Origin of the sequence: Trinickia diaoshuihuensis, assembly GCF_003390925.1 — a bacterium.
Taxonomy (GTDB): domain Bacteria; phylum Pseudomonadota; class Gammaproteobacteria; order Burkholderiales; family Burkholderiaceae; genus Trinickia; species Trinickia diaoshuihuensis.
In genome coordinates, this window is sequence record NZ_QUBS01000024.1 from 66,450 (window position 1) to 87,845 (window position 21,396).

Annotated in this window: 22 protein-coding genes and 1 pseudogene; 16 read left to right on the forward strand and 7 right to left on the reverse strand. The window is 60.1% G+C overall.

Features of this window, described 5'->3' with window-relative positions; all coding sequences use genetic code 11:
* Window positions 1-189: 189 nt before the first annotated feature.
* A complete protein-coding gene (ppa, locus tag DXT59_RS06285; protein ID WP_116136062.1) occupies window positions 190-717 on the forward strand; it encodes an inorganic diphosphatase in 528 nt (175 codons plus the stop codon).
* On the opposite strand, the gene DXT59_RS06290 is transcribed toward ppa, so the two are convergent.
* Together DXT59_RS06290 and DXT59_RS06295 are read right to left on the reverse strand one after the other, a co-directional pair.
* Window positions 707-979 carry a GIY-YIG nuclease family protein gene (locus DXT59_RS06290; protein ID WP_116136063.1) on the reverse strand — a complete coding sequence of 91 codons (273 nt, stop codon included), beginning with the start codon at window positions 977-979 and terminating at the stop codon, window positions 707-709. The two genes, ppa and DXT59_RS06290, sit on opposite strands and share 11 nt — an antisense overlap.
* A 71-nt stretch (window positions 980-1,050) precedes the next feature.
* Window positions 1,051-2,214: pseudogene (locus DXT59_RS06295) on the reverse strand (GNAT family N-acetyltransferase); the annotation flags it as partial.
* A 95-nt stretch (window positions 2,215-2,309) separates the two neighbouring features.
* Between DXT59_RS06295 and DXT59_RS06300 the strand changes: the two are divergent.
* Window positions 2,310-4,004: an NAD+ synthase gene (locus DXT59_RS06300; RefSeq protein ID WP_116136065.1), complete on the forward strand. Its 1,695-nt coding sequence runs from the start codon at window positions 2,310-2,312 to the stop codon at window positions 4,002-4,004.
* A gap of 61 nt (window positions 4,005-4,065) precedes the next feature.
* On the forward strand, window positions 4,066-4,404 hold the full coding sequence (locus tag DXT59_RS06305; protein WP_102649078.1) for a P-II family nitrogen regulator: 339 nt from the start codon (window positions 4,066-4,068) through the stop codon (window positions 4,402-4,404).
* A 163-nt stretch (window positions 4,405-4,567) separates the two neighbouring features.
* Here DXT59_RS06305 and DXT59_RS06310 read toward each other — a convergent pair whose 3' ends face one another.
* Window positions 4,568-5,695 carry a porin gene (locus DXT59_RS06310; RefSeq protein WP_116136150.1) on the reverse strand — a complete coding sequence of 376 codons (1,128 nt, stop codon included), beginning with the start codon at window positions 5,693-5,695 and terminating at the stop codon, window positions 4,568-4,570.
* Window positions 5,696-6,364: 669 nt separating this feature from the next.
* Here DXT59_RS06310 and DXT59_RS31085 point away from each other — a divergent pair.
* From DXT59_RS31085 to DXT59_RS06350, 11 genes are all read left to right on the forward strand, one after another.
* Complete coding sequence (locus DXT59_RS31085) at window positions 6,365-6,790, forward strand: contractile injection system protein, VgrG/Pvc8 family (protein WP_240324413.1); 426 nt, start codon at window positions 6,365-6,367, stop codon at window positions 6,788-6,790.
* A complete protein-coding gene (locus DXT59_RS06315) occupies window positions 6,724-8,586 on the forward strand; it encodes a type VI secretion system Vgr family protein (RefSeq protein ID WP_240324414.1) in 1,863 nt (620 codons plus the stop codon). The genes DXT59_RS31085 and DXT59_RS06315 overlap by 67 nt, the downstream gene beginning before the upstream one ends.
* A 411-nt stretch (window positions 8,587-8,997) precedes the next feature.
* Entirely contained in the window at window positions 8,998-11,646 is a 2,649-nt protein-coding gene (locus DXT59_RS06320) for a muramidase (protein ID WP_240324415.1), read from the forward strand.
* The gene (locus DXT59_RS31090; RefSeq protein ID WP_240324416.1) at window positions 11,643-12,161 is read left to right on the forward strand and encodes a hypothetical protein; all 519 of its coding nucleotides are present in this window, start codon (window positions 11,643-11,645) and stop codon (window positions 12,159-12,161) included. The genes DXT59_RS06320 and DXT59_RS31090 overlap by 4 nt, the downstream gene beginning before the upstream one ends.
* 132 nt (window positions 12,162-12,293) lie before the next feature.
* Window positions 12,294-12,761 (forward strand): hypothetical protein, encoded by a 468-nt coding sequence (locus DXT59_RS06330; RefSeq protein WP_162877967.1) that lies wholly within the window; start codon window positions 12,294-12,296, stop codon window positions 12,759-12,761.
* Complete coding sequence (locus tag DXT59_RS30470; protein ID WP_162877968.1) at window positions 12,761-13,129, forward strand: hypothetical protein; 369 nt, start codon at window positions 12,761-12,763, stop codon at window positions 13,127-13,129. Before DXT59_RS06330 ends, DXT59_RS30470 begins: the two co-directional genes overlap by 1 nt.
* Entirely contained in the window at window positions 13,129-13,704 is a 576-nt protein-coding gene (locus DXT59_RS06335; protein ID WP_116136068.1) for a hypothetical protein, read from the forward strand. The genes DXT59_RS30470 and DXT59_RS06335 overlap by 1 nt, the downstream gene beginning before the upstream one ends.
* On the forward strand, window positions 13,704-14,099 hold the full coding sequence (locus DXT59_RS30475; RefSeq protein WP_162877969.1) for a DUF5991 domain-containing protein: 396 nt from the start codon (window positions 13,704-13,706) through the stop codon (window positions 14,097-14,099). Before DXT59_RS06335 ends, DXT59_RS30475 begins: the two co-directional genes overlap by 1 nt.
* 181 nt (window positions 14,100-14,280) lie before the next feature.
* Window positions 14,281-14,706: a hypothetical protein gene (locus DXT59_RS06340; RefSeq protein WP_116136069.1), complete on the forward strand. Its 426-nt coding sequence runs from the start codon at window positions 14,281-14,283 to the stop codon at window positions 14,704-14,706.
* Between the two features lie 192 nt (window positions 14,707-14,898).
* Window positions 14,899-15,336, forward strand: a complete 438-nt coding sequence (locus tag DXT59_RS06345; protein ID WP_205417378.1) for a hypothetical protein — start codon at window positions 14,899-14,901, stop codon at window positions 15,334-15,336.
* A 130-nt stretch (window positions 15,337-15,466) separates the two neighbouring features.
* Window positions 15,467-15,871, forward strand: a complete 405-nt coding sequence (locus tag DXT59_RS06350) for an LAPAL motif-containing putative phage structural protein (RefSeq protein ID WP_162877970.1) — start codon at window positions 15,467-15,469, stop codon at window positions 15,869-15,871.
* Window positions 15,872-15,899: 28 nt separating this feature from the next.
* Here DXT59_RS06350 and DXT59_RS06355 read toward each other — a convergent pair whose 3' ends face one another.
* From DXT59_RS06355 to DXT59_RS06370, 4 genes are all read right to left on the reverse strand, one after another.
* Window positions 15,900-16,667, reverse strand: coding sequence for an ABC transporter ATP-binding protein (locus DXT59_RS06355; protein ID WP_116136071.1), 768 nt, complete (start codon window positions 16,665-16,667; stop codon window positions 15,900-15,902).
* A 3-nt stretch (window positions 16,668-16,670) separates the two neighbouring features.
* Window positions 16,671-17,384, reverse strand: coding sequence for an ABC transporter permease (locus tag DXT59_RS06360; protein WP_116136072.1), 714 nt, complete (start codon window positions 17,382-17,384; stop codon window positions 16,671-16,673).
* A gap of 18 nt (window positions 17,385-17,402) precedes the next feature.
* The gene (locus DXT59_RS06365; protein ID WP_116136073.1) at window positions 17,403-18,092 is read right to left on the reverse strand and encodes an ABC transporter permease; all 690 of its coding nucleotides are present in this window, start codon (window positions 18,090-18,092) and stop codon (window positions 17,403-17,405) included.
* 422 nt (window positions 18,093-18,514) lie between these two features.
* Window positions 18,515-19,135 (reverse strand): Spy/CpxP family protein refolding chaperone, encoded by a 621-nt coding sequence (locus DXT59_RS06370; protein ID WP_116136074.1) that lies wholly within the window; start codon window positions 19,133-19,135, stop codon window positions 18,515-18,517.
* Window positions 19,136-19,339: 204 nt separating this feature from the next.
* On the opposite strand from DXT59_RS06370, the gene DXT59_RS06375 reads away from it, so the two are divergent.
* Complete coding sequence (locus DXT59_RS06375) at window positions 19,340-20,062, forward strand: response regulator (protein ID WP_116136075.1); 723 nt, start codon at window positions 19,340-19,342, stop codon at window positions 20,060-20,062.
* The gene (locus DXT59_RS06380) at window positions 20,046-21,362 is read left to right on the forward strand and encodes an ATP-binding protein (RefSeq protein ID WP_116136076.1); all 1,317 of its coding nucleotides are present in this window, start codon (window positions 20,046-20,048) and stop codon (window positions 21,360-21,362) included. The genes DXT59_RS06375 and DXT59_RS06380 overlap by 17 nt, the downstream gene beginning before the upstream one ends.
* The last annotated feature ends 34 nt before the right edge of the window (window positions 21,363-21,396 follow it).

Genomic DNA, 21,396 nt, shown 5'->3' on the forward strand with positions numbered 1-21,396 from the left:
CGGTCACTAGCGCGATTATGGCGCGATCCTTGCCGGAAGTGCGCACGCGCCGCTCGGCTATAATGGCGCGCAATGCTTACCCAGCCGCTCGCGCGAGCGGCGCGGCGTCGCGATCAGCCGTGCACCCGCTGCCGCGTGCGGCGGCGCGAGCCTCACGTTTTCCCGTTTTTATTTCCACTAGAGAACGCCATGAGCTTCAATCACGTCCCCGCGGGCAAAGATCTTCCGCAAGACTTCAACGTCGTCATCGAAATCCCCGCGCAAAGCGATCCGGTCAAGTACGAAGCGGATAAGGAACTGGGTCTGCTCGTCGTCGATCGTTTCATCGGCACGGGCATGCGCTACCCGGTCAACTACGGCTACATTCCGCAGACGCTCTCGGGCGACGGCGATCCCGTCGACGTGCTCGTTATCACGCCGTTCCCGCTGATTCCAGGTTGCGTGGTTCGCTCGCGGGCCCTCGGCATGCTGCAAATGACCGACGAATCGGGCGTCGATGCCAAGCTCGTGGCCGTGCCGCACGACAAACTGTGCCCGATGACGGCGCACATGAAGTCGATCGACGACGTGCCCGCCTACCTGAAGGACCAAATCAAGCACTTCTTCGAACAGTACAAAGCGCTCGAAAAGGGCAAGTGGGTCAAGGTGGAAGGCTGGGCCGGCATCGACGCCGCGCACAAGGAAATCACCGAAGGCGTCGCGAACTTCAAGAAGTAAGCACCGAGGCGAGCGTGCGCGCGCCGGCCGCGAGCGCACGCTTGTCGGCCGGCGACAATTGTTTGACGCGGTATTCGGCGCGCAATGCGCTGGAGCGATCGGCAAGCTCGAAAGAGGCAAGCAGCGCGACGGGCTTGCGTGCGCGCGTATAGCGGGCCCCCTTGCCGGTCGCATGTTTCGCATAGCGCGCTTGGACGTCGGTGGCGATGCCCGTATAGACGCTGCCGTCGTCGCATTCGATCAAATAGAGAAACCAGGTCATCGGCGCTTGGGGCTCGTTATCTTTCCTTCTTCCATCGGCTGCGATTCGCATAAGCCGCGCTCGGCGCGCTTCTTGAACGGATCGTGCTCGCGCAGTTCATCGACATGCGCGTGAATCAGATTCGCTTCATTGTCGAGAAACCGCGCGACGGCGTCGGCGAACGCGGGATGCGCGAGCCAGTGCGCCGAGTGCGTCACGGTGGGCATGAAGCCGCGGGCCATCTTGTGCTCGCCTTGCGCGCCGCCTTCGAATACGGCTAGCTTTTCCTCGATGCAAAACTCGAGCGGCTGATAGTAGGCCGTCTCGAAGTGCAGGCAGGGCACGTGCTCCAGCGCGCCCCAGTAACGGCCGTACAGCGTTCCGCCCGTCTTCGCGTCGCGTTGATAGACGAGCAATGAGCTTGCGATAGGCCGTCCCTCGTATTCGGCGATAACGAGCAGAAGATTCTCGGGCATCGATTGCCCGATCGTTCTAAAAAAGTCGAGATTCAGATACGGCGAGGAAAAGTGCTCGCGGTACGTTTGCCGATAGCAGCGGTTGAAGAAGCGCCAATCGGCATCGGTCGCGTCTTCGCCGCGTACGCGCCGGAACGTGACTCCGGCGTCATGGACCTTGCGGCGCTCCGCCCGGATGTTCTTTCTCTTTTTCTGCTCGAGCGTCGAGAGGAAATCGTCGAAGTGGCGGTAGCCGTCGTTGAGCCAGTGAAACTGGATTCCTTGGCGCCGCATCATGCCCATTTGCGCTAGCGCATCGGCCTCTGGCTCGGTCGGGAACAGGACATGCAGCGACGAGACGTCCGATTGCTCGGCCAGCGCGACGAGCGTCGCGGCGAGTTGGCGCCGCGCGGCTTCGTCCACCGCAATCAGACGCGTGCCTTGCACGGGCGTGAAGGGCACGGCGCAGACGAGCTTGGGGTAGTAGGCGAGGCCGTTGCGCTGATAGGCGTCGGCCCAGGCCCAGTCGAACACGTACTCGCCGTACGAATGGTTCTTTACGTACAGCGGCGCGGCCGCCGCCAGCGCGCCCGTTTTGTCGTCCACCAGCGTGACGAAGCGGGGGCCCCAGCCTGCGTCCTCCGTCGCGCATTTCGTGCTCGTCAGCGCGCTCAGGAATTCGTGGCGCAGGAACGGCGTTGGCTGATCCTGGCGCGCAACGAGCGCGTTCCACTCACGTGCGTCGACTTCGGCCGGCGAGCCGAGGAGCCCCATGCGATAATCGATGCGTTCCTGTTTCAACTGTCTAACCGTGTTCAGCGGGACGGCGCGGCGCGCCCGTCGTTCCTTTTTGTCGAGTCATCCGGCCGCACAAAGCCGCTTGCCGCTCACTGCCCATGAAGACCCGTATCGCTTTAGCTCAAATCAACGTTACCGTTGGCGACTTCGCCGGCAACATCGCGAAGATCGTCGAATGCGCGCAAGCCGCGCATCGCGACGGCGCCAAGCTCGTGATCACCCCCGAGCTTTCGCTATCGGGCTACCCGCCCGAAGACCTGCTGCTTCGCCCCGCGTTTTATGCGGCGAGCGCCGCGGCACTCGCCGAACTCGCGCAGCGGCTCAAACCACTGACGGGGCTGCACGTGATCGTCGGCCATCCGCATCGCGGCGGCGATGGCGCGAGCGGTCATGGTAATGCAAACCGGCCCATCGAGCGCGGCGCGGCACCTGTCGATACCTATAACGCCGCTTCGCTGCTCGTCGACGGCCAGGTGATCGGCACTTACATGAAGCAAGATCTGCCGAACACCGAGGTTTTCGACGAGAAGCGCTACTTCGCCGCCGCCACGACGCCGTTCGTGTTCACGCTCGACGGCGTCAAGTACGGCATCATCATTTGCGAAGATGCCTGGCATGCGTCGGCCGCGCAACTGGCGAAGGCGGCGGGTGCCCAAGTGCTGCTGATTCCGAACGGTTCGCCGTTCCACATGAACAAGGAAGCGACGCGCGTGGATATCGTGCGCTCGCGCATCGCGGAAACGGGCTTGCCCGTGGCCTACGTGAATCTGGTCGGCGGCCAGGACGAGTTGATTTTCGACGGCGGCTCGTTCGTGCTGGACGGGCAGGGCCGGATGGTCGCTCGGATGCCGCAGTTCGTCGAGGGGCATGCGATCGTCGAATTCGAGGATGGCCGCCCGCTGCCGGGCGAAGTAACGCCGGCCGATTCGCTCGAAGCGCAGGTGTACGCGGCGCTGGTGCTCGGCGTGCGCGATTACATCGGCAAGAACGGATTTCCGGGTGCGATCATCGGCCTCTCGGGCGGCGTCGATTCGGCACTCGTCTTGGCTATCGCCTGCGACGCGCTCGGCGCCGATCGCGTGCGGGCCGTCATGATGCCGTCACGTTACACAGCCGACATCTCGACCTCCGATGCGGCTGAAATGGCGCGGCGCGTCGGCGTGCGTTATGACGAAATCGCCATCGCGCCGATGATGGAAGCGTTCCGTGGGGCGCTTTCGAGCGAATTCGAGGGCTTGCCGGAAGATGCGACGGAGGAGAACATCCAGGCGCGTATTCGCGGCACGCTGCTGATGGCGCTGTCGAATAAGTTCGGCTCGCTCGTCCTGACGACGGGCAACAAGAGCGAAATGGCCGTGGGCTATTGCACGCTGTACGGCGATATGGCCGGTGGCTTCGCCGTCATCAAGGACATCGCCAAGACGCTCGTCTATCGTCTATGCCATTACCGCAACGGTACGCCGTTGTTCGCCAAACGCGATGTGATTCCCGAGCGCATCATCACGCGTGCGCCGTCGGCCGAGCTGCGCGAGAACCAGACCGATCAGGACAGCTTGCCGCCCTACGAGGTGCTCGACGCAATCATGCGGATGTATATGGAAGAGGATTGCTCGCTTGCGCAGATCGTCGCGGCCGGTTATGCCCGTGAGGACGTCGCGCGCGTCACGCGCTTGATCAAGCTCAACGAATACAAGCGGCGTCAGGCGCCGATCGGCATTCGCGTCACGCATCGCGCATTTGGGCGCGATTGGCGCTATCCGATCACCTCGCGCTATACCGAACCGGTGCAATGAACCTGCCGCGCCGCGGCGTAGAATCGATCCACTGTTTGTCGGACTCCCCACGAGGCACATTATGAAACGCATCACAGCCATCATCAAACCGTTCAAGCTCGACGAAGTCCGTGAAGCGCTGGCCGAAGTCGGCCTGACGGGGCTGACCGTTACCGAGGTCAAGGGCTTCGGCCGTCAGAAGGGCCATACGGAGCTTTACCGCGGCGCCGAATACGTCGTCGATTTTCTGCCGAAAGTGAAGATCGAGGTCGTGGTGGCGGCGGCGCAATGCGACCAAGTGATCGACGCGATCATCGGCGCGGCGCGCACGGGCAAGATCGGCGACGGCAAGATTTTCGTGACCGAAGTCGAGCGCGTGATTCGGATCCGCACCGGGGAAGAGAACGAAGCGGCGGTATGACGGTCGAACCGTTTTCGTTTCGCCGATAACAAAAAACGTAGATACAAAAAAAACGGTGCGACGCCCTGACGGGACACCGCACCGATACGCGCCTCTCGCAGCAGCGTGAAACTTGAAACTGTAAGACTCAGTTAAATCTGTTCTTTTCGGCTACCCCACTCGCTTAGAACGAGTGTTGGATACCGGCGTAGACGCCCGTTTGGCTGTGGCCGGGCAGCGGGTTTTCGTTGTACGACGTCGTCGTACCCGAAGTCACGTTGCCGCCGTTGCCGAACGCGTTTGCGTCGAGACCGAAGTTCGCCGACTTGCTGTTATGCACGTGTGCGATCTGGATATCGAGCAGCGTGCGCTTGGACAAGTTGTACGTGCCGCCGATCGTGTAGATCGTCGCGTTGCCGAAGCCGTTGTTCGCGTTCACGTGATAGACGGCGGCGATTGCGGCGGCAGCCGGCGTGGCTTGCCACGTGACGCCACCCCATTCGTGATCGAGCGAGGTCGGAGCGGCAGCGGCGCCGTTGTAGCCCGACGTGCGCAGCGCTTGATAGACGCCTTGGATCTTGAATTGACCGAGGAACACGTTCACGCCGGCCGTGTATTCGCGCGAGTACGAGAATGCACCGTCGCCGCCGTTGAGCATACCGTTGGCCGGGTTGCGGATTTCGTCGTACATGCCGCGCACTTGGAAGAGCGGGCTCGTGTACGTCAATTGGAGACCTGCTTCGCGGCCTTGCGACGTCGTGCCGTTACCGTTCCAGTTCGTCGCGTTCGACAGCGCGTACTGGCCGTAGACGTCAAAGCCGGCGAACTTCGGCGACTGGTAGGCGATGTTGTTGCTCGACTGCGGCCAGTTGCGGCCACGGACCAGCGACGCCGACGACCAGTTCGATTGACCGAACGGGTCGAAGTCCCACACGCCGTTGGCGATGTAGAGCATGCGGCCCAACGACAGCGTACCGTAGGTGGGGTTCGACAGACCGATCGTGGCCCAGCGATTGAAGAGACCGCCGCCGCCGGGGCCCGTACCCGTCATCGTGTTGAAGCTGCCTTCCAACTTGAACAGGACTTGGTTGCCGCCGCCGATGTCTTCGACACCCTTCATACCCCACAGGCTCGTGCCCCAGTCGCCGCTTTCCGCGCGCCAACGCGAGGTCGAACCCGTGTAGCTGGCGTTCGGCAGGCCGCTGATGTACTCGAGGCCGGCATCCAAGCGGCCATACAACGTCACGCTGCTTTGTGCGTGCGCGATGACGCCAGCCGACATGAGCGCCGCGGCGAGCAATGCTTTCTTCATCTTCTCCTCCATTTACCCTGTCAAAAGTGAAGCCACTACTGCGAATAGCGCTCGGGCGAGGCCATCGCCCGAGCGGGAATCCAGTAATCAGGGAGATCCTTCGGAACGCTCGAGGCGGGCTGTGGGCTGGTGAGCCTGACGCGCCGCGCTCGGGTTCGAGGCCGCTCGTGGGCGGTGTCTCCTCGTTTGAAGTAAAACTACATTTGCAGAACTTTGTTTTGCTACTTTGGTTACTAATTTAGCAAAAATACATGCCTGTGGCCAAGCAAATCGTAGTCTTGCTAGCAGGTGTCTCTTAATTGCCATATCCATATGCTGGGACCGCCCGCCGCGCCGGGCTGGAGTGCCTTGTCGTTCGTAGTGCGACAACGGACGCACATGTTGCGCAAACTTGTCGTTCAGGGTTTCGGGGATTGACGGGGAATATTGTTGGAGGTAATCGCGAGGCGCAGCCTGGGTGGTGCAAGGAGCGCGAATGGTGCTCGTTTTGGTGCGCGGTTGTGCGGTTGTCTTACATCGCGCCTACAGTGGTGGGTGGACGAAACAACCTGTTAGTGAGACGGATCGGGCGCGAGGCCTCGTCCCTGCGGGGTTTCGCCGCCTTTGCTACGACGATTCGATACAATCGGCTCCCAATAAAAGGAAGAAGAACTGAGAGGGCCGGTCTCCATGGGACTCAATGCGCTATTTGAAGCCGCCTTTGCCGGTGGTGCTCAACGCAGCCGACTGATTCGGCTCGATACGCCGCTCGGCGAGGACTGGCTATTGCCTCTGTATGCCAAGGGCGTGTCGCGACTCGGACGCGACTACGAATTCGTCGTCGAAGCCGCTTCGGTCAAAGGCCGTGAAATCGACCTGCAAGCCATGATCGGCAAAGCCGTCACGTTGTGGCTGCAGCAGACCGACGGCACCTATTTGCCGCACCACGGGTTCGTCAAAACGTTTTCGCGGTTGGGCAGTGACGGCTATCTCTCGTTCTATCAGTTGTCCAACTGCACGACAAAACCGTCCGCTTCATTCGTACGGGCTTGCGCGAAGAAGTCGATGGAAGCACTCAGTGGTCGGAGCGCCAGCGGATCCAAAGCGCCGCACTGACGACTCGGACGTTCGACTATAAGCGCCCCGATCTGCCTAAGCAGGTGGATAGCGCGGTGGTCTCAGATGCCGATGGCGCGGCGCAAGGCGAGGTGTACGACTACACCGGTGCCTATACATGGGGCGTGCGCGAGCACGGCGAGCAGCAAGCGACGGCGCGAGTCGAGGCGTGCGAGTCGGAAATGAAGCGCTTCCATGCGATCGGCAGCCTGCGTTCGGCGATGCCGGGTTACTGGTTCACGCTCGCCGGGCATCCCGTTCATGACAAGGAGCCCGAGCAAGATCGCCAATTCGCGATCCTCGAAACGCGCTGGACGATCCGCAACAATTTGCCTGGGATGGACGAGATCGCCGACATTCCGGAAAGCTTGAGCGCGCAGGTGAGACGTGCGATGGGATCGGGCGGCGGTGTGAAGGTTCGCCACCCCGACGGCGGCGAGGGCTACTTCCAAGTGGAAATCGAAGCCCAGCGGCGACGCACGCCGTTTCGCAGCCCGTTCGAGCATCACAAACCTGTCATGCAGTTGCAAACAGGCATCGTCGCCGGTCCCGAGGGCGAGGAGATCTATACCGATGCGCTCAACCGCGTGAAGGTTTGGTTTCCATGGAACCGGCGCAATGAAGGGGACGAGCGCGCGTCGGTTTGGGTGCGTGCGGCGTTTCCCGATGCAGGATCGACACGCGGCGGGCATTTTCCGTTACGCAAAGGGGACGAAGTCGTCGTCGGATTCATGGGCGGCGACTGCGACCGGCCAGTGATCCTGGGCCGGATGCACGGCGGGCCGACGCCGCCCGTCTGGCATTCGAACGGGTTGCTGTCGGGAATTCGCTCGAAGGAATATGCGGGCAGCGGCTTCAACCAACTCGTCATGGACGATGCCACGGGGCAGAACCGGATCCATCTCTATTCGTCGAGCGCCGACTCGCACCTACATCTTGGCTACCTAGTCGCTCATACCGCGAATACGCGCGGTGCGTATCTGGGCAGCGGCTTCGATTTGAAGTCGAGTGCCTACGGTGCGATTCGGGCGGAGCAGGGCTTGTATATATCGAGTTATCCGGCATCGCCCAAGCAGCCGATGGACGTGCGGCAAGCGCGTGAGCAGCTCGTGAATGCGGAGAGCGTCATCGAAGCGCTGTCGGATGCCAGCGCGACGCATCAGGCGGAGAGCCTCAAAGATGGATACGACGCGTTGAAGGCGCTGACCGATGCGACACAAAAATCCGTTGCAGGCGACGCCTCGGCTCCAGGCCGGACAGCGGGCGGCGGGACCGGCAACGCCAATGGGTTTGCCGAGCCCGTGATGTTGATGGCGAGTCCGGCGGGCATTGCGTTGTCGACGCAGGCGTCGGCGCACGTTGCCGCGGATCGGCACGTCAACCTTGTTAGTGGCGGCAGTACGCATATCGCAAGCGGGAAATCGTTGCTGGCCTCCATCGGAGAAAAGCTGAGCCTGTTCGTGCAGAACGCGGGGATGAAACTCATTGCCGCGAAGGGCAAGGTCGATGTGCAGGCGCATGCCGACGGCATCGAATTGCAGGCGCAAAAAAGCGTGAAGCTGATTTCGATCGCGGACGTAATCGAAATGGCGGGCAAGCGTGAGGTCTTATTGACGTCGGGCGGCGCGTATATCCGGATTAAAGACGGCAACATCGAGATGCATGCGCCTGGGACGATCGATATGAAGGGGGCGAAGCGGGTGTTTGCGGGGCCGGTCTCCGGCAACTATCAGATGCACGGCGTTGAGGGACAAGGCGGCATGAAGACTGGGCGAGCGACGGATTTTTCTGGGTGATCGATGCGGCTTACTTGTCAGCCCGCTGTGCCGTTAGACCCATTCATATGGGCTTCGATAGACTGAATCAGAAACCAAGTGGCCATGAGTTCGACGAAAGATCATCCGCTTCATAAGAGCGCGCCCGTGCAGCCATCGCCGGCAGCGGCGACCCAAGCGCCGGCCTATGTGCCGCTGAAATGGAGCTACCCATTTACGACGGCGGCCGACAAGGACGGCAATGACGCGCACGCCTATTTCGAGGCGCTCAGCAATGCCGAGGACGGGTTTTATCCGCACGGCGCGAACGGCATTTGGCATGGCGGCATTCACTTCGGACGCGAGACCGGGCAGATTCTGAAACAGGAGAACGGTTTTCGTGCGATTGCGGACGGTGAGGTCGTCGCTTATCGGCTCGATTCGGCTTATCCGGTGCTGAAGTACGAAGACGGCAAGCAATGTATGTATTCGACAGGGTTCGTGCTGGTCAGGCATAAGCTGCAATTGCCGCCGGCGCCATCGACGCCGAACTCGGCGGGCGGCAGCAAGGCTTCTACGCCGGGCGGTGCGTCAACAGTGTCGGTGCCCGCGTCTACGTCCACGCCTGCCCCCGCTTCGGCGGCGCCTGCCGATGAAACGCTGACGTTTTTCAGCTTGTATGTGCATACGCTGGATTGGCGAGGCTATAAGGCGGCGATCGAAGCGGGGTCTGCTGCCGATGCGACGCCGTCGCCGATCAAATGCATGCCTTATTGGAAGGGCGACAAACACTACCGCGTCGGGCCGAGCGCAGCCGATACGCAGCGCCAACCGAGCACATTCGATTTTTCCTTGCCCGATTCAATGCGGCTTGATGCGCCCGATGGTGATATGAGCATGGCGAGTGGTCTGGGGGACCCTTTGCAGACGAATCCGCCGACGCTCAAATGGCTCGAACCGGTTCAATTTCCCGCGGGGATGAGTTGGCCTGAGAAGTTCCGTTTGATTGATCAGCATGCATCGGCCGATAAACCGAAAGCCAAGCAGCCGGCCGCCAAGGGCACGTTCGTCTATAGCAAGGCGAACGGCGAAGCGATCGGATTGCTGCCGCAGGGCCGCGATGTGCAATTGGGTCTGCCTTCGACGAAAGCCAAAGGCTGGGCGCAGATTACGAAGGTGCTGAAAGGCGAGCCGGTGGGCGTGGTGATCGGCGACCCGGCGGACCCGCGCGTGGCGACTGGATGGGTCAAAGTCGAACAGTTCGAAGTCCTTATCGATCCTCAGCCGCTCGATACGGTGGTCGTTCTCGATACGCCGTATCCGGTGGCGGCGGGCGCGGTGTTAGGCTACCTCGGTGAATATCAGCGATACCGTGAGGCGTCGAAACTGCCGCCGACGCCGCAGCGGCCGATCCTGCACTTGGAGGTGTTCGCGGGGCCCGACTTGCCTGCGTTCATCAAGAAGAGCCAAGCGCGGGCTAAGCAACTGCCTGACAAGAACTCCTTCCTTGAAATCTCGGCCGGGGCGATGCTTGTCGACGTGGCCGGGGCGACGCAATCGGTCGATGGCGGGCTGCTGCTCAAGCCGGTTGCGACGGGCGGGGGAGAAGGGCCGTGGGTGAAGGTGCAGCCGACCCTGATCAAGATGCCGGCCGCAGCGCCGCCGCAGCCGGGGCATGGACATGCTGCCGCGCATTCGAAGCATCCGAAGGTGAAGCCCGAGGAGACGAGCGTAGGTTCGCCGGTATGGGTTGAGCGTGCGATGGCCGGCAAGCCGGCGCCCTCGGGGTTCAAGGTTTGGCGTGACTTCCCTTTGCAGGTATCGAATGCGAAATCGCCGGCGGCGGGATTCGACGAAGTGTATTCGCGTGGCGAGTTGGATAAGCTCGGCGCGGATGCCAAGGCGCAGGACGATAAAAAGGCGCATTGGTGGAAGGTGACGGTGGGCACCTCGGACGGCAATAGCCGCGAGGGTTGGGTGTGCGACACCGGACATCCGAATGTGCAACCGCGCGGTGCGTGGGAATGGCCTGGGTTCGAGCTCATCGATAACACTAGCGTGTCGGTGCTCGATTCGTTCAAGCGGTTCTTGTACGTTCAGGAGCTGTTGTTCGACGGCGATAAGGAGTCGTTCGAACCGAGCGCGGTGAGCGTGAACGGCAGTGCGTTGGTTGCGCGACTGGAGAAAGTTGTTGACCGGCTCGGGAACAAAGACGGGAAGGTGACACCCGATGAACTCGCCCGGGCGCAGCGCACTCGATGGGTGGCGCAAGCGATGTCGCATCTAGTCGTGCGTTATGAAAGCGAATGGGGCGGGGATCTGAGCAAATGGGAATCGCTATCTTCGTTGATGAAGGAGCGTAAGTACATTTGGCAAGGGGAGTTGGAGCGGATCGGGAAGTTGAGGTGGTGGGATCAGGTGCGCGGGGTCGAAGGGTTGCCGGGGGATGCGGCGGTTTATCATTTGCATCCGGTGGGTATCGTCGCGAATTTCTACGCGCCTCATGATGGTCTAGCGGCACTAATTCAGAGGATAGGGGATGTCATTTCTCTAGGAGAGGGAACGTACGAGTCGTACAACACCGGCACACATGGCAAACACGGCAAGGTGGTGTACGCGCTGTTCCGTGCACCAGAAGGAACGGTTACCGGCAAAACCATCAACGAGATACTCGCATCGGTCTCACTCCCGCCAGAGGATCATGGCCGTTTGTTCACGACCGGAAAATACCAGACAATCATTCCGACGCTGGCCGCCGCAAAAGAAGCATTGGGACTAAGCGGCGACGAAAAATATGATGCGCAAATGCAAGAACGAGTGTTCAGGGACTTCTTGTTCGATCAAACGCCCGGCCTGTCAAATTTTGTTAAGAAGGGGAGGGGCTCGGTCGATGATGCTCAGTATGCTGCGGCCAGGCAATGGGCGTCGATCGCTGTTCCAAATGGCCTTAAAATCAGTAAGGATTATGGTGGTGCAGTGTCTGATGGGACGACCTCATATTATGAGGAGCCGGGTCAAAACGGCGCAAACATGAAGTCGACCAATAAGTTGCGTGAAATTTTGATTGAAATAGAGCAAATGCGAGCGAATGGTGGTCTATGAGAAAGTTGCTTTTATATTGCATTTCTTTTTGTGTCCCGATCGTCGCTTATGCAGGAGAGGGGGGCATTGAGCCGAACAATCATCCCTATGCTAATGTGCGAATTGCATATCCAAGTGACGAATGCTCGTTTCAGTTTTCGAGCGTCGATTTTTGTGATGAAAAACATTTGACCGAAATCAAGAGGGCGATTGCTGAGCGAAGGCCGGATTTTGGTGGAAAATACATTCTCCTTTCCATTCCCGAGGGGTCTCCATCCTTCTTTCAACGTTCGCTTGTCGCTATAGATACCACGACGGGAATAGTTTACCCGGTGCCGATTGATGCCTATTCCGGAGCGACGGATGGCAACGGATATGCAAAAAGCGTGGGAAAACTGAAATACAATATACATTCAAATCAAGTATGTATTACCGGTGCAATCTTTATGCATCGTATGGTCGAGGATGGAAATTTTTGCTTTGCTCTCAAGGAAGACCGTTTCGTAGGCCACCATACGCCGTATATGGACCCATGAATTCCATGTCTAGATGCCCCGGGGTGGCTGCGGTCGCGGTTATGATTTCGTTCGCTCACATCATGTCCCAATAGCGGATGTCGCTCGTCCCGCCGACAAGTATAAGAAGGCCACCCTTTTGGGAGTGACGCAATGAAGCGGATCTTATTTGCATTTTTGTCGATTGTCGGTGCAGCGAGCTGCGCTTCCCCATGCGCATCAGCTTCAACTGTCGAGGACGGCGATCTAGGTGCTATGACCGATGTTGTCGCTTCGATAATCTACAGCGACCGTTCCTTTGACATATTCAGGAGTCTATCTTGCAAAATGATTGGCGAAAAGATTCCGTTGTCCAGTGCGCCGGCAGTCACGACTTACTTCGTAACAACTGCAGACGCTTGTGGCTGGGGCGCGGCGCTAGGGCCCATTTGGTTGATCGGCGTTTCGGGGGGAGTTGCTTCAATCCTGCTTAGTACAGGGGGCTATTCCGTTGATGTGCTTAACGAGGAGGGGAACGGAATGCGTAGCGTGAAAGTTGGCGGCGATGTTGCCGGCAGAACTGCCCTCGTCGGTTATAGATTTGATGGCAAGAAGTACCGCATAAAAAAGGAGGGCAATTGATGATCCGATGCCCTCAGATTGCAGTACTCTTTCTCGTTTTGCTCGCGCATCATATCACTGTCGAGGCTTCTGCTTGCAAAGCGTTGAATGAAGTCGCCTCCAAAACCGGTGTTTTTATTCCGGGTAACAATGCCGGGCGGGTTGTGATCGGGAAAGGACGACTTCAGTTCTACTCTGCGCCAAGTTATGAGTGCAAGATGCAGGGCGTTTTTGTAATCGAAGATCAGACCGTAGATGCGTACACCGAATACAAGGGATTTACGTCTGTTGTGTATCTGGGAAGCAAAAAACTATCGCCGGTACTCGGGTGGGTGAGATCTGATCGCCTGAGGCCAAATGGACTTGGTATTGCGCTGTCTCAAAAATAATGTTCATTAGATCGTTTATTCTGCTTGTTGTCGCCGCGCAGCCGCTGCTTGGTTATGCGGAGACGCGCGAAATCACAAATTTTCGGACTTCGGATGTCCAGCTAGAGACAAGTTGCATAAAAACAAAAACAGTCGATACCTGCGTCGTATACCGTTTGATGAAGAATGAACGAAAGAAGCTCATTTCGTTTCCGTTTCCGCCATCTAATATAGCTTACGAGGATGGAGTTTTTGCTATCGCTTTTCCGTGTGGAACCGAATGTTCCGCGACCTATTTTTACAAGCCCACTAATAAGCTTGGTGGGCCGTTCCCGCTGGTCGTATCTTATGATGCCGGGCGCGGCATTGTGCTCGGTGTTTCGGGGAATTCTCTTGAGATGTATGACATGTTTTCAAGCGGGAAAATGAAAGCAATTGAGAGCATTACTCTAGACGTGGGGAATTCCAGCATTGTTGAGGCGATCCGCGATGTCGAACTGAAAAACCATACCTTCGTGATAGCTTACACTGATCGAAGGGGTGATATTGTGAAAATTAATAAGATAGTTCCAGTACATAGACCGGATAAATTGTGATGAGCTCGAAATTGCGATTTTTCGTGAGCGTGAGGTGGATCGGGATCTTTTTATTGGTGATTGCCAGCCGCTGGAGTCATGCCGAGGTGTTGCCGGAAAAGTGGGTTGGAAGTTATTCATATCAGCATGTTATGGGGCATGCTGTAGGAGAGGCGGCACCGGCATGGGCTTTTAATTTAACTGTAACCGCTAACGGAGATTGCGAGCTGACGTGGCAAGGGTATCAAAAAAACGATGATATTCTTTGTAAAGCGTCCGGAAATACGAATGGTTTGACGATTTATTACACCGGCTCTGCTGATGGCGGTGCGGGAGGTCCTGCTGCACCACTATTTTATAGACGAAATGAGAAATTGATGAGGCTAGAAGTAATTAAAGGCAGTGCCAAATTTTGACAAAATGGGCCGCCTTGAATAAGGCGGGTGTCTTGACGGATGGGGTGCGCTTCGGGCATGAATGATCGGACGGTTGATGTCTTCTATTAAGGCCGGTCCTCTGGCACACGATATAGAGAAGAAGCGATGAAGATCGCTAGTCAAGCGCGATCGGAGGTGGGCATACAAAGGACGACGTTAAATGAAAACCTACGCTTGCAAATCGCTGGTTGGCCAAGCGATGCTGAGTCTGGCCCTCCAATCACTCGTCCACCCCTCTTTTGCCGGGCAGGTGTCCACCTGCGACACCGCGCTACGGCAATTGATCGTCGCGCCCCTACATAGCATTGCGATGAAGAAAGAAAACGTCCGCGTCGCGCTCGAAGATAGCAACGACGGCGTGTATAGCGTAAGACTGTTCGTTGCCGCCGATAGTCCTGATAACCGCGATAAGTACGTGACGATCGGCTGGGTCAACTTGGACACTAATACGATGAAGGCATTCGACGTGACGGATGATCCCGACAACCCCGTGACGCTCAACGTCGATGTAGCGAGGTATCGAAGCTATGTCGACCGATGCCTTCCTCGGCAGCGCCGACGCGCGCTGCTCTCCGGCCGAGTTTAAAAACCGCATGGTGACAATCAAACTGCATACGGTACCGGCTGCCTTGCTCTCCATGTTGGCCGCGCTGTCCTCGCAGGCGGAGGGCTCGCCGCCGATGCCGAAATTCTCAGATCATCCAGTGCCTGTCTATGCCGGGCCTTTGCGTACCCTTCGTACTACGCACATGACTCGGGCGATGTTTGGCGAGACGAGATGGGAAAGGAAGTTGCCCCAGTCCGCATCAACTTCGCCGGTAGGTACTACATGGGCTTGCATAGCTGCGGCACACAGTGTCGCTATTTCACCCTGTCCGACTTATCGACCGGACAGGATTCGAACGCATTTGACATGTTCTCGGCGGCCGACGGCAAGCGTGCGACAACGCGAGACGGCCGTAGCTATGTGACCGAGCTTGTCGTACATCCAAACAGCACGATGGTGATTGCCCGATACCACATCGATAGTTCGGCAGCGCGTCCATCCGAATGTCGCGAGCGAGTTTTCGTTTTGGCGGACGATGGCATGCAGGTGAACCCGATCACCGCTACGGTAGAAGGGTGCGAGCAACCCCTGGACACGGAAATTTCGGCGTTGCCGATTTCGTCCGAATTTGAGTCGAAGCGCGGTGGTCCAAGCGTCAGCAGCCGATAATCGCCTGCTCGTCTGCGCACCGGCAGGTCTGGGACCGTCGTGTTTTCAATCCACGTCGCGGCCGTCTCGCAAGGCGGAGGCGAGTCAATCCCAAAAACTCAAACCGAACGCTGCCTTCTCGACGATGCAAATGTCTCCCCACCCCAGCGAGAGAATCGACGATTCCGGCGTCGTGACGAACGGCCAGACGGTGCTCGAACTGCACACTGAGGACGTACCGTCGTTCGATGCCGGCGTCACCGATGCGGAGATCGTTTCCGACATAACCGGCCGCAAGCTTCTCCAAATCGAGTCGCTGACGTTCAAAGATGGCAACAAATGGCGCGTGAGCGACGGCAACGCAACCTTCTACGTTACCATAGAAGACAAAGCATTCCTGGCCAAGATCGATGCCGGAGAATGCTTTGGAAAGGCCGACGTGCTCTTGGTGAACCTACGCCAAGTGCAGCGCATAGAGGGGGCGAAGCTGGTCACCGAGTCGGTGATATTGGAGGTCATCGAGCATCGGCAGCCGCTGCAGCAAAGCCTGCTTTAACTGCCGGCCGCAAGCCTGCAACGCCCCCTTACTTCAAACTCCCCGCCAAGAACTGCCGCAGCCGCTCGCTCTTCGTATTGCCGAATACTTCTTGCGGCGCGCCTTGCTCCTCCACGCGTCCTTGATGCAGGAACATGACGTGATTCGACACGTTGCGTGCAAACCCCATCTCATGCGTGACGACGATCATCGTGCGGCCTTCCTCGGCCAGCTTTTGCATAACCTTGAGCACTTCGCCGACGAGTTCCGGATCGAGTGCCGAAGTCGGCTCATCGAACAACATTACGTCGGGATCCATCGCCAGCGCGCGCGCAATGGCTACGCGCTGCTGCTGCCCGCCCGACAAATGCGACGGGTACTGCTTCTCGAACCGAGGCGCGAGCCCCACCTTCTCTAGATAGGTCCGTGCGCGCTCCTCGGCTTCCTTGCGCGAAAGCCCGAGTACATGCACCGGCGCCTCGACGATGTTCTCGAGCACGTTCATATGCGCCCAAAGATTGAAGTGCTGAAACACCATCGACAGCTTCGTGCGAATCCGCTGCAACTGCTTCTGATCGGCAACGCGCAGCGCGCCGCCCTTGTCTTTGGCCGTACGGACTTCCTCGCCGTCGACGAAGATGCGCCCCGCGCTAGGTTGTTCGAGGAAGTTGATGCAGCGAAGCATCGTGCTCTTGCCCGAGCCCGACGAGCCGATGACGCTGATTACGTCGCCGGCATTGGCCTTGAGAGAAACGCCCTTGAGAACTTCGTTGCTGCCGTAATGCTTGTGCAGCTCGTCGATGAAAAGCTTATGCATGAGTTACTTGCCTTGCGGACGCAGGTAGGCGAGCCAGCGCCTCTCGGCGCGGCGAAACAGCGCGACGAGCGCGAACGAGATGCCCAGATAGAGCAACGCCGCGATGCCGAACGCCTGGAACGACAGGTAGGTAGCCGAATTGGCGTCGCGTGCGATCTTCAAAATGTCGGGAACGGTGGCCGTGAATGCAACCGTCGTCGCATGCAGCATCAGAATGACTTCGTTGCTGTACAGCGGCAATGCGCGCCGCAGCGCCGAAGGCAAAATCACCCGCCGGTAAAGCGTAAACGTCGACATCCCATAAGCGCGCGCCGCTTCGATCTCGCCGTAGGCCGTCGCCTTGATCGAACCCGCGAAGATTTCGGTCGTATAAGCGCAGGTATTGAGCGTGAACGCGAGCAGCGTGCAGTTCATCCCCTGACGGAAGAACACATTGAGCATCTCGTGGTTGCGGACTACGTCGAGGCTGTAAAGCCCCGTGTAGCACAGCAGCAGTTGCACGTAGAGCGGCGTGCCGCGAAAGATGTACGTATAGAGCCAAACGGCGCCCGAAACCACCTTGTTGCGCGAGACGCGGGCACACGCCAGCGGCACCGACAGACAAAAGCCGATGCCGATCGACACGACGAGCAGCCAAAGCGTGATGGCAAGGCCCGTGGTCTGATAGCCGTCGGTGAAGAGGTAATTGCGCCAGTAGTCGTGAATCAGCTCGATCATGGTGGATGTGGACAGACCTTATAGCTCGGCTTTACGCACGCCGATCGAATACCGCTTCTCGAGCCAGAGGAGCACCAGATTCGAAATCGTCGTGATCGCGAGATAAATCGCCCCCGCGATCAACGTGAAAAAGAAAAATCGCAGCGTGCCCTTGCCCGCATCCTGCGAGGCCTTCACGACATCGGCCAAGCCGATGATCGACACGAGCGCCGTGGCCTTGACCATCACTTGCCAGTTGTTGCCGATCCCGGGCAACGCGAATCGCATCATCTGCGGGAACATGATCCGCGAGAACGTCTGCCAGGCCGTCATTCCATAAGCGGCCCCCGCCTCGAGCTGCCCGCGCGGAACGGAAAGGAAGGCGCCGCGGAAGGTTTCGGTGAAGTAGGCGCCGTAAATAAAGCCCAGCACGATCACGCCCGCCACGAACGGGTCGATGTCGATTTGATCGAGGCCGGCCAGATCGGTCAGGTTGTTGAGCCAAATCTGGATGCTATAAAAGAGCAGCAGCATCAGGACAAGATCGGGCACGCCGCGCACGAGCGTCGTGTACACCGTCCCGATGCCGCTCGAGACGGGGTTTTTCGACAGCTTCGCCGCCGCGCCGATGAGGCCCAGGATGAAGGCCAGCGCGAGCGACAGCAGCGAGAGCTTGACGGTCTGCCAAGTGCCGGCGAGGATCAGCGGGCCGTAGCCTTGAAGAAACATGGTTGGAAGTGCAGTCCTTGACGGCGTGCGCGATCGTACGCGCACCATGAAACGAAATACTAAACGGCCAAAAATGGGGTGCGGCCGATATCGGGGCCAGCGTCCGCGATCTGAGCGGGCGGCGGCGATAGGCCGAATCCGGTCATGGCTACCTGGCTGCCGCCGCTCGCGCGAACGGGCCGCGGTGCACCGCAACGCGCCTCGGCAAACCCGTGCCGCGGTAGGAAAAAATGCGCCCAGCCGGAAAAGCGCGGTATTTTACCTGAAGCCGGCCGGCGCGCTACTGCGGCGAACCCGCGTTCGCCGTCCTCGACGTGAGGGCGCGCGCAACGAAAAAACGCCGCGGCCGGTAAGGGGCGCGGCGAAGCAATGCGTGCGCGAAGGGGATGCGCACACTAGGGGGTGGGTGGTGTTCCTTGCGGCTAGTCGTTTTGCGATGGCGCGGAGGCGGGCGCGCCGTCTCCGCCGCGATGCATCATCCATTCGTGGTGGTGCGCCATATGAGCGAAGTGCTGCTTGAGGTCGTCGCTGACGACTTTCTTCTGCTGGTCGTTCAAGCTGTCGTAGACCTTGAGCCACGCCGTCGTGACTTGTTCGCGCCGTTGCCGTTCTTGGTCCGCGAGCTTTTGATGCGCGTCGTGCATGGCGTCGAGATCGATCACGCTCTGCCGCGCCAGCGCTTCGAATTGTTTGCGCGCCGCCTCGTGCTCGGCCCGTGCCGCCTCCCGGGCCTGCGTCATCGTTTGCAGCGCGTTTTGCCAGAGTTGCTCCTGCGCGGGCGTGAGCGTGAGCTTAAGCTCGTTGTGCAGCTTGCCGAGCTCCCCCATGATCATCATGCCGTCGTCATGGTGATGGCCGTGCCACCCATGATGCCAGCCGGGTCCGTCGCCGCCGGGGCCAAGCACATTGTCGGCGGCGTAAGCCGTACCCAAGCCGAGCGCGACCGCTGCCGCGGCCGCCGCCAGCCAGCGCGGCGAGAGGCGGTTGAGCTTGGTTGCCGGCGTGCGCGCCGCGGCGCTCGGCAAGCGCGAGAGTCGTTTCATCGGATGCTCCTGAACAAAGAAGAAAGAGCCGTCGCGGGGCTTGGGCTCGGTGATGCCAGGCTAGGCCCTGAGCGCCGGCCGCGTGTTACGCCGCGTCCGCCGCCTATTACGCGTGGTTACGGGCTACTTGCCCGGTAACGGTCGGTAACCCTTTGCGTGGTTTGTCACGCTCTTGCCGGGGTGGCTCGCGTTAAACTTCACGCCATGGCTACTCAAATTCTGGTCGTCGACGACGACGCCGAACTGCGCGATCTCCTGCGCGACTACCTGGTCCGTCAAGGCATCGAGGTGTCGGTGCTGCACGACGCCGCCACGCTGGAGCGCCGCCTCGAACGGGAGCGTCCCGACCTCATCGTGCTCGATCTGATGATGCCGGGCGTGGACGGTCTCACCGCGCTGCGCAAGCTGCGGGCAACCGGCGACGACATCCCCGTGATCATGCTCACGGCGCGCGCGGACGACGTCGATCGTATCGTCGGGCTCGAACTGGGCGCCGACGACTACCTCGGCAAGCCGTTCAATCCGCGTGAGCTGCTGGCGCGCGTGCAAGCGGTGCTGCGCCGGCGCCGGACGATTCCGTCCGCCGCGCCCGAGCAGCGCGAGCCGTTTTCGTTCGGCCGCTTCCAACTCGACTTTCAGGCCCGCGCGCTGAACCTCGAGGGGCGTCCGCTCACGCTGTCGGGCAGCGAATTCGCACTGCTCAAGATTTTCGTGAACCACCCGATGCGTACGCTTACGCGCGAGCGGTTGCTCGAATTGCTGCACGGGCCGGAATACGACGGCACCGATCGCGGCATCGACGTGCAAGTCTGGCGGTTGCGTCGCATCCTCGAATCCGACCCTTCGACGCCGCGTTTCATCCAAACCGTCCGCGGCCGGGGCTATGTCTTCGTCCCTAACGGCGAACCGAATGCGGCGCCCAATTGATTCGCTTTTCGGCCGGCTCGCACTGCTCGTCGTCGCCGTTCTGCTGATTTCGCACTTCGCGTGGTTCGTGCTGATACGCGTCGAGCGTAGCCAGTCGCAGGCGCGCTACGCGGTCGAGGAGGAGACGTTTCTGATCGACGCCGTGCGCCAGCACGTCGCCCGCTCGCCGTCGGTGCCGTTGCCGTCGCGGGTGAGGCTCGTCGATCCGTCGAGCCCGGAGGTCCCGCCCGAGAAGCAGGACCTGCCCAAACCGCTGAGCCGGTTCCTCGAGGATATCCGCGACCGCCTGCCGCCCGGTTCCCTCGTGCGGATCGGCCCGCCGGCGCGCCCGCCGACGCTGTGGGTGCACGAGGCGACGGATTCGAACTGGATCGTGCTGCCGATGACTTCGCTGCATCCGCCGCGGCCGCGCGACCAAATGCTGGAATGGCTCGCCATCATCTTCACGCTCGCAGTCATGTGCGCGCTTTTCGTCGCGTGGCGCTTACAGCAGCCGCTCACCGCGCTGGCGCAGGCTGTCGTGCGTTTCGGGCGCGGGCAGAGCGTGCCGCCGCTGCGCGAGCGCGGCCCGCGCGAATTGCGCGAACTCACTCACGGCTTCAATCAGATGGTGCGCGAGGTCTCTCGAACGGAGCAGGATCGCGCGGTGATGCTCGCGGGCGTGGCCCATGATTTGAAGACGCCGCTCGCGCGGCTGCGTTTGCGCGCGGAGATGATGGAAGAAGCCAAGTTGCGCGACGGCGTGGTGCGCGACGTCGACGCGCTGGCCCATATCGTCGACCAGTTCCTCGTGTTCGCGCACGACGGCTCGGACCGCAGCGAGCCGGTAATCGTTGATGAGCAATGTGCCCGCATTGCGCGGACATACCGCGCGGTGGCGCCGGGTAACCCCGCGGTCCGCACGGAATTGGCGGCCGGGCCGGGTTTTCGTTTGCCGACGGCCACGCTCGAGCGGATCTTGTCGAACTTGCTCGATAACGCCCATGCCTACGGGGCCCCGCCCGTGGTCGTGGCCACGGCGCGCACGCAAGCGGGCTGGACGCTCTCGGTCAGCGACCACGGCCGCGGCATCGCGCCGCTCGATCTCGTCAACGCGAGCCGCCCTTTCGTGAGGCTCGATCCGGCGCGCGGCGGCAACGGCCACAGCGGGCTCGGTCTGGCGATCGTCGAGCGGCTCGTACGGCGGCAGGGCGGCACGTGCGAGATCGGCAACGCGCCGGACGGCGGGCTGCGCGTGACGATGACCTTCCCGCTCGCCGCCGCGGCGCGTCCGGCGCAACAATCCGAAAGCGCCTGGTAACGCTTCGCGCCGCGCCGCCGCGCGAGGGGCGGCG

What these genes read in the sequence shown, in the direction of transcription:
- DXT59_RS06345 (WP_205417378.1), top strand. Translation starts at nt 14,899, where the DNA reads ATGGGAAAGGAAGTTGCCCCAGTCCGCATCAACTTCGCCGGTAGGTAC.
- DXT59_RS30475 (WP_162877969.1), top strand. Translation starts at nt 13,704, where the DNA reads ATGAGCTCGAAATTGCGATTTTTCGTGAGCGTGAGGTGGATCGGGATC.
- DXT59_RS31085 (WP_240324413.1), top strand. Translation starts at nt 6,365, where the DNA reads ATGGGACTCAATGCGCTATTTGAAGCCGCCTTTGCCGGTGGTGCTCAA.
- DXT59_RS06355 (WP_116136071.1), bottom strand. Translation starts at nt 16,667, where the DNA reads ATGCATAAGCTTTTCATCGACGAGCTGCACAAGCATTACGGCAGCAAC.
- DXT59_RS06380 (WP_116136076.1), top strand. Translation starts at nt 20,046, where the DNA reads ATGCGGCGCCCAATTGATTCGCTTTTCGGCCGGCTCGCACTGCTCGTC.
- DXT59_RS06360 (WP_116136072.1), bottom strand. Translation starts at nt 17,384, where the DNA reads ATGATCGAGCTGATTCACGACTACTGGCGCAATTACCTCTTCACCGAC.
- DXT59_RS06330 (WP_162877967.1), top strand. Translation starts at nt 12,294, where the DNA reads ATGAAGCGGATCTTATTTGCATTTTTGTCGATTGTCGGTGCAGCGAGC.
- DXT59_RS06305 (WP_102649078.1), top strand. Translation starts at nt 4,066, where the DNA reads ATGAAACGCATCACAGCCATCATCAAACCGTTCAAGCTCGACGAAGTC.
- DXT59_RS06350 (WP_162877970.1), top strand. Translation starts at nt 15,467, where the DNA reads ATGTCTCCCCACCCCAGCGAGAGAATCGACGATTCCGGCGTCGTGACG.
- ppa (WP_116136062.1), top strand. Translation starts at nt 190, where the DNA reads ATGAGCTTCAATCACGTCCCCGCGGGCAAAGATCTTCCGCAAGACTTC.
- DXT59_RS06335 (WP_116136068.1), top strand. Translation starts at nt 13,129, where the DNA reads ATGTTCATTAGATCGTTTATTCTGCTTGTTGTCGCCGCGCAGCCGCTG.
- DXT59_RS06310 (WP_116136150.1), bottom strand. Translation starts at nt 5,695, where the DNA reads ATGAAGAAAGCATTGCTCGCCGCGGCGCTCATGTCGGCTGGCGTCATC.
- DXT59_RS06370 (WP_116136074.1), bottom strand. Translation starts at nt 19,135, where the DNA reads ATGAAACGACTCTCGCGCTTGCCGAGCGCCGCGGCGCGCACGCCGGCA.
- DXT59_RS06375 (WP_116136075.1), top strand. Translation starts at nt 19,340, where the DNA reads ATGGCTACTCAAATTCTGGTCGTCGACGACGACGCCGAACTGCGCGAT.
- DXT59_RS06300 (WP_116136065.1), top strand. Translation starts at nt 2,310, where the DNA reads ATGAAGACCCGTATCGCTTTAGCTCAAATCAACGTTACCGTTGGCGAC.
- DXT59_RS06340 (WP_116136069.1), top strand. Translation starts at nt 14,281, where the DNA reads ATGAAAACCTACGCTTGCAAATCGCTGGTTGGCCAAGCGATGCTGAGT.
- DXT59_RS06365 (WP_116136073.1), bottom strand. Translation starts at nt 18,092, where the DNA reads ATGTTTCTTCAAGGCTACGGCCCGCTGATCCTCGCCGGCACTTGGCAG.
- DXT59_RS06290 (WP_116136063.1), bottom strand. Translation starts at nt 979, where the DNA reads ATGACCTGGTTTCTCTATTTGATCGAATGCGACGACGGCAGCGTCTAT.
- DXT59_RS31090 (WP_240324416.1), top strand. Translation starts at nt 11,643, where the DNA reads ATGAGAAAGTTGCTTTTATATTGCATTTCTTTTTGTGTCCCGATCGTC.
- DXT59_RS30470 (WP_162877968.1), top strand. Translation starts at nt 12,761, where the DNA reads ATGATCCGATGCCCTCAGATTGCAGTACTCTTTCTCGTTTTGCTCGCG.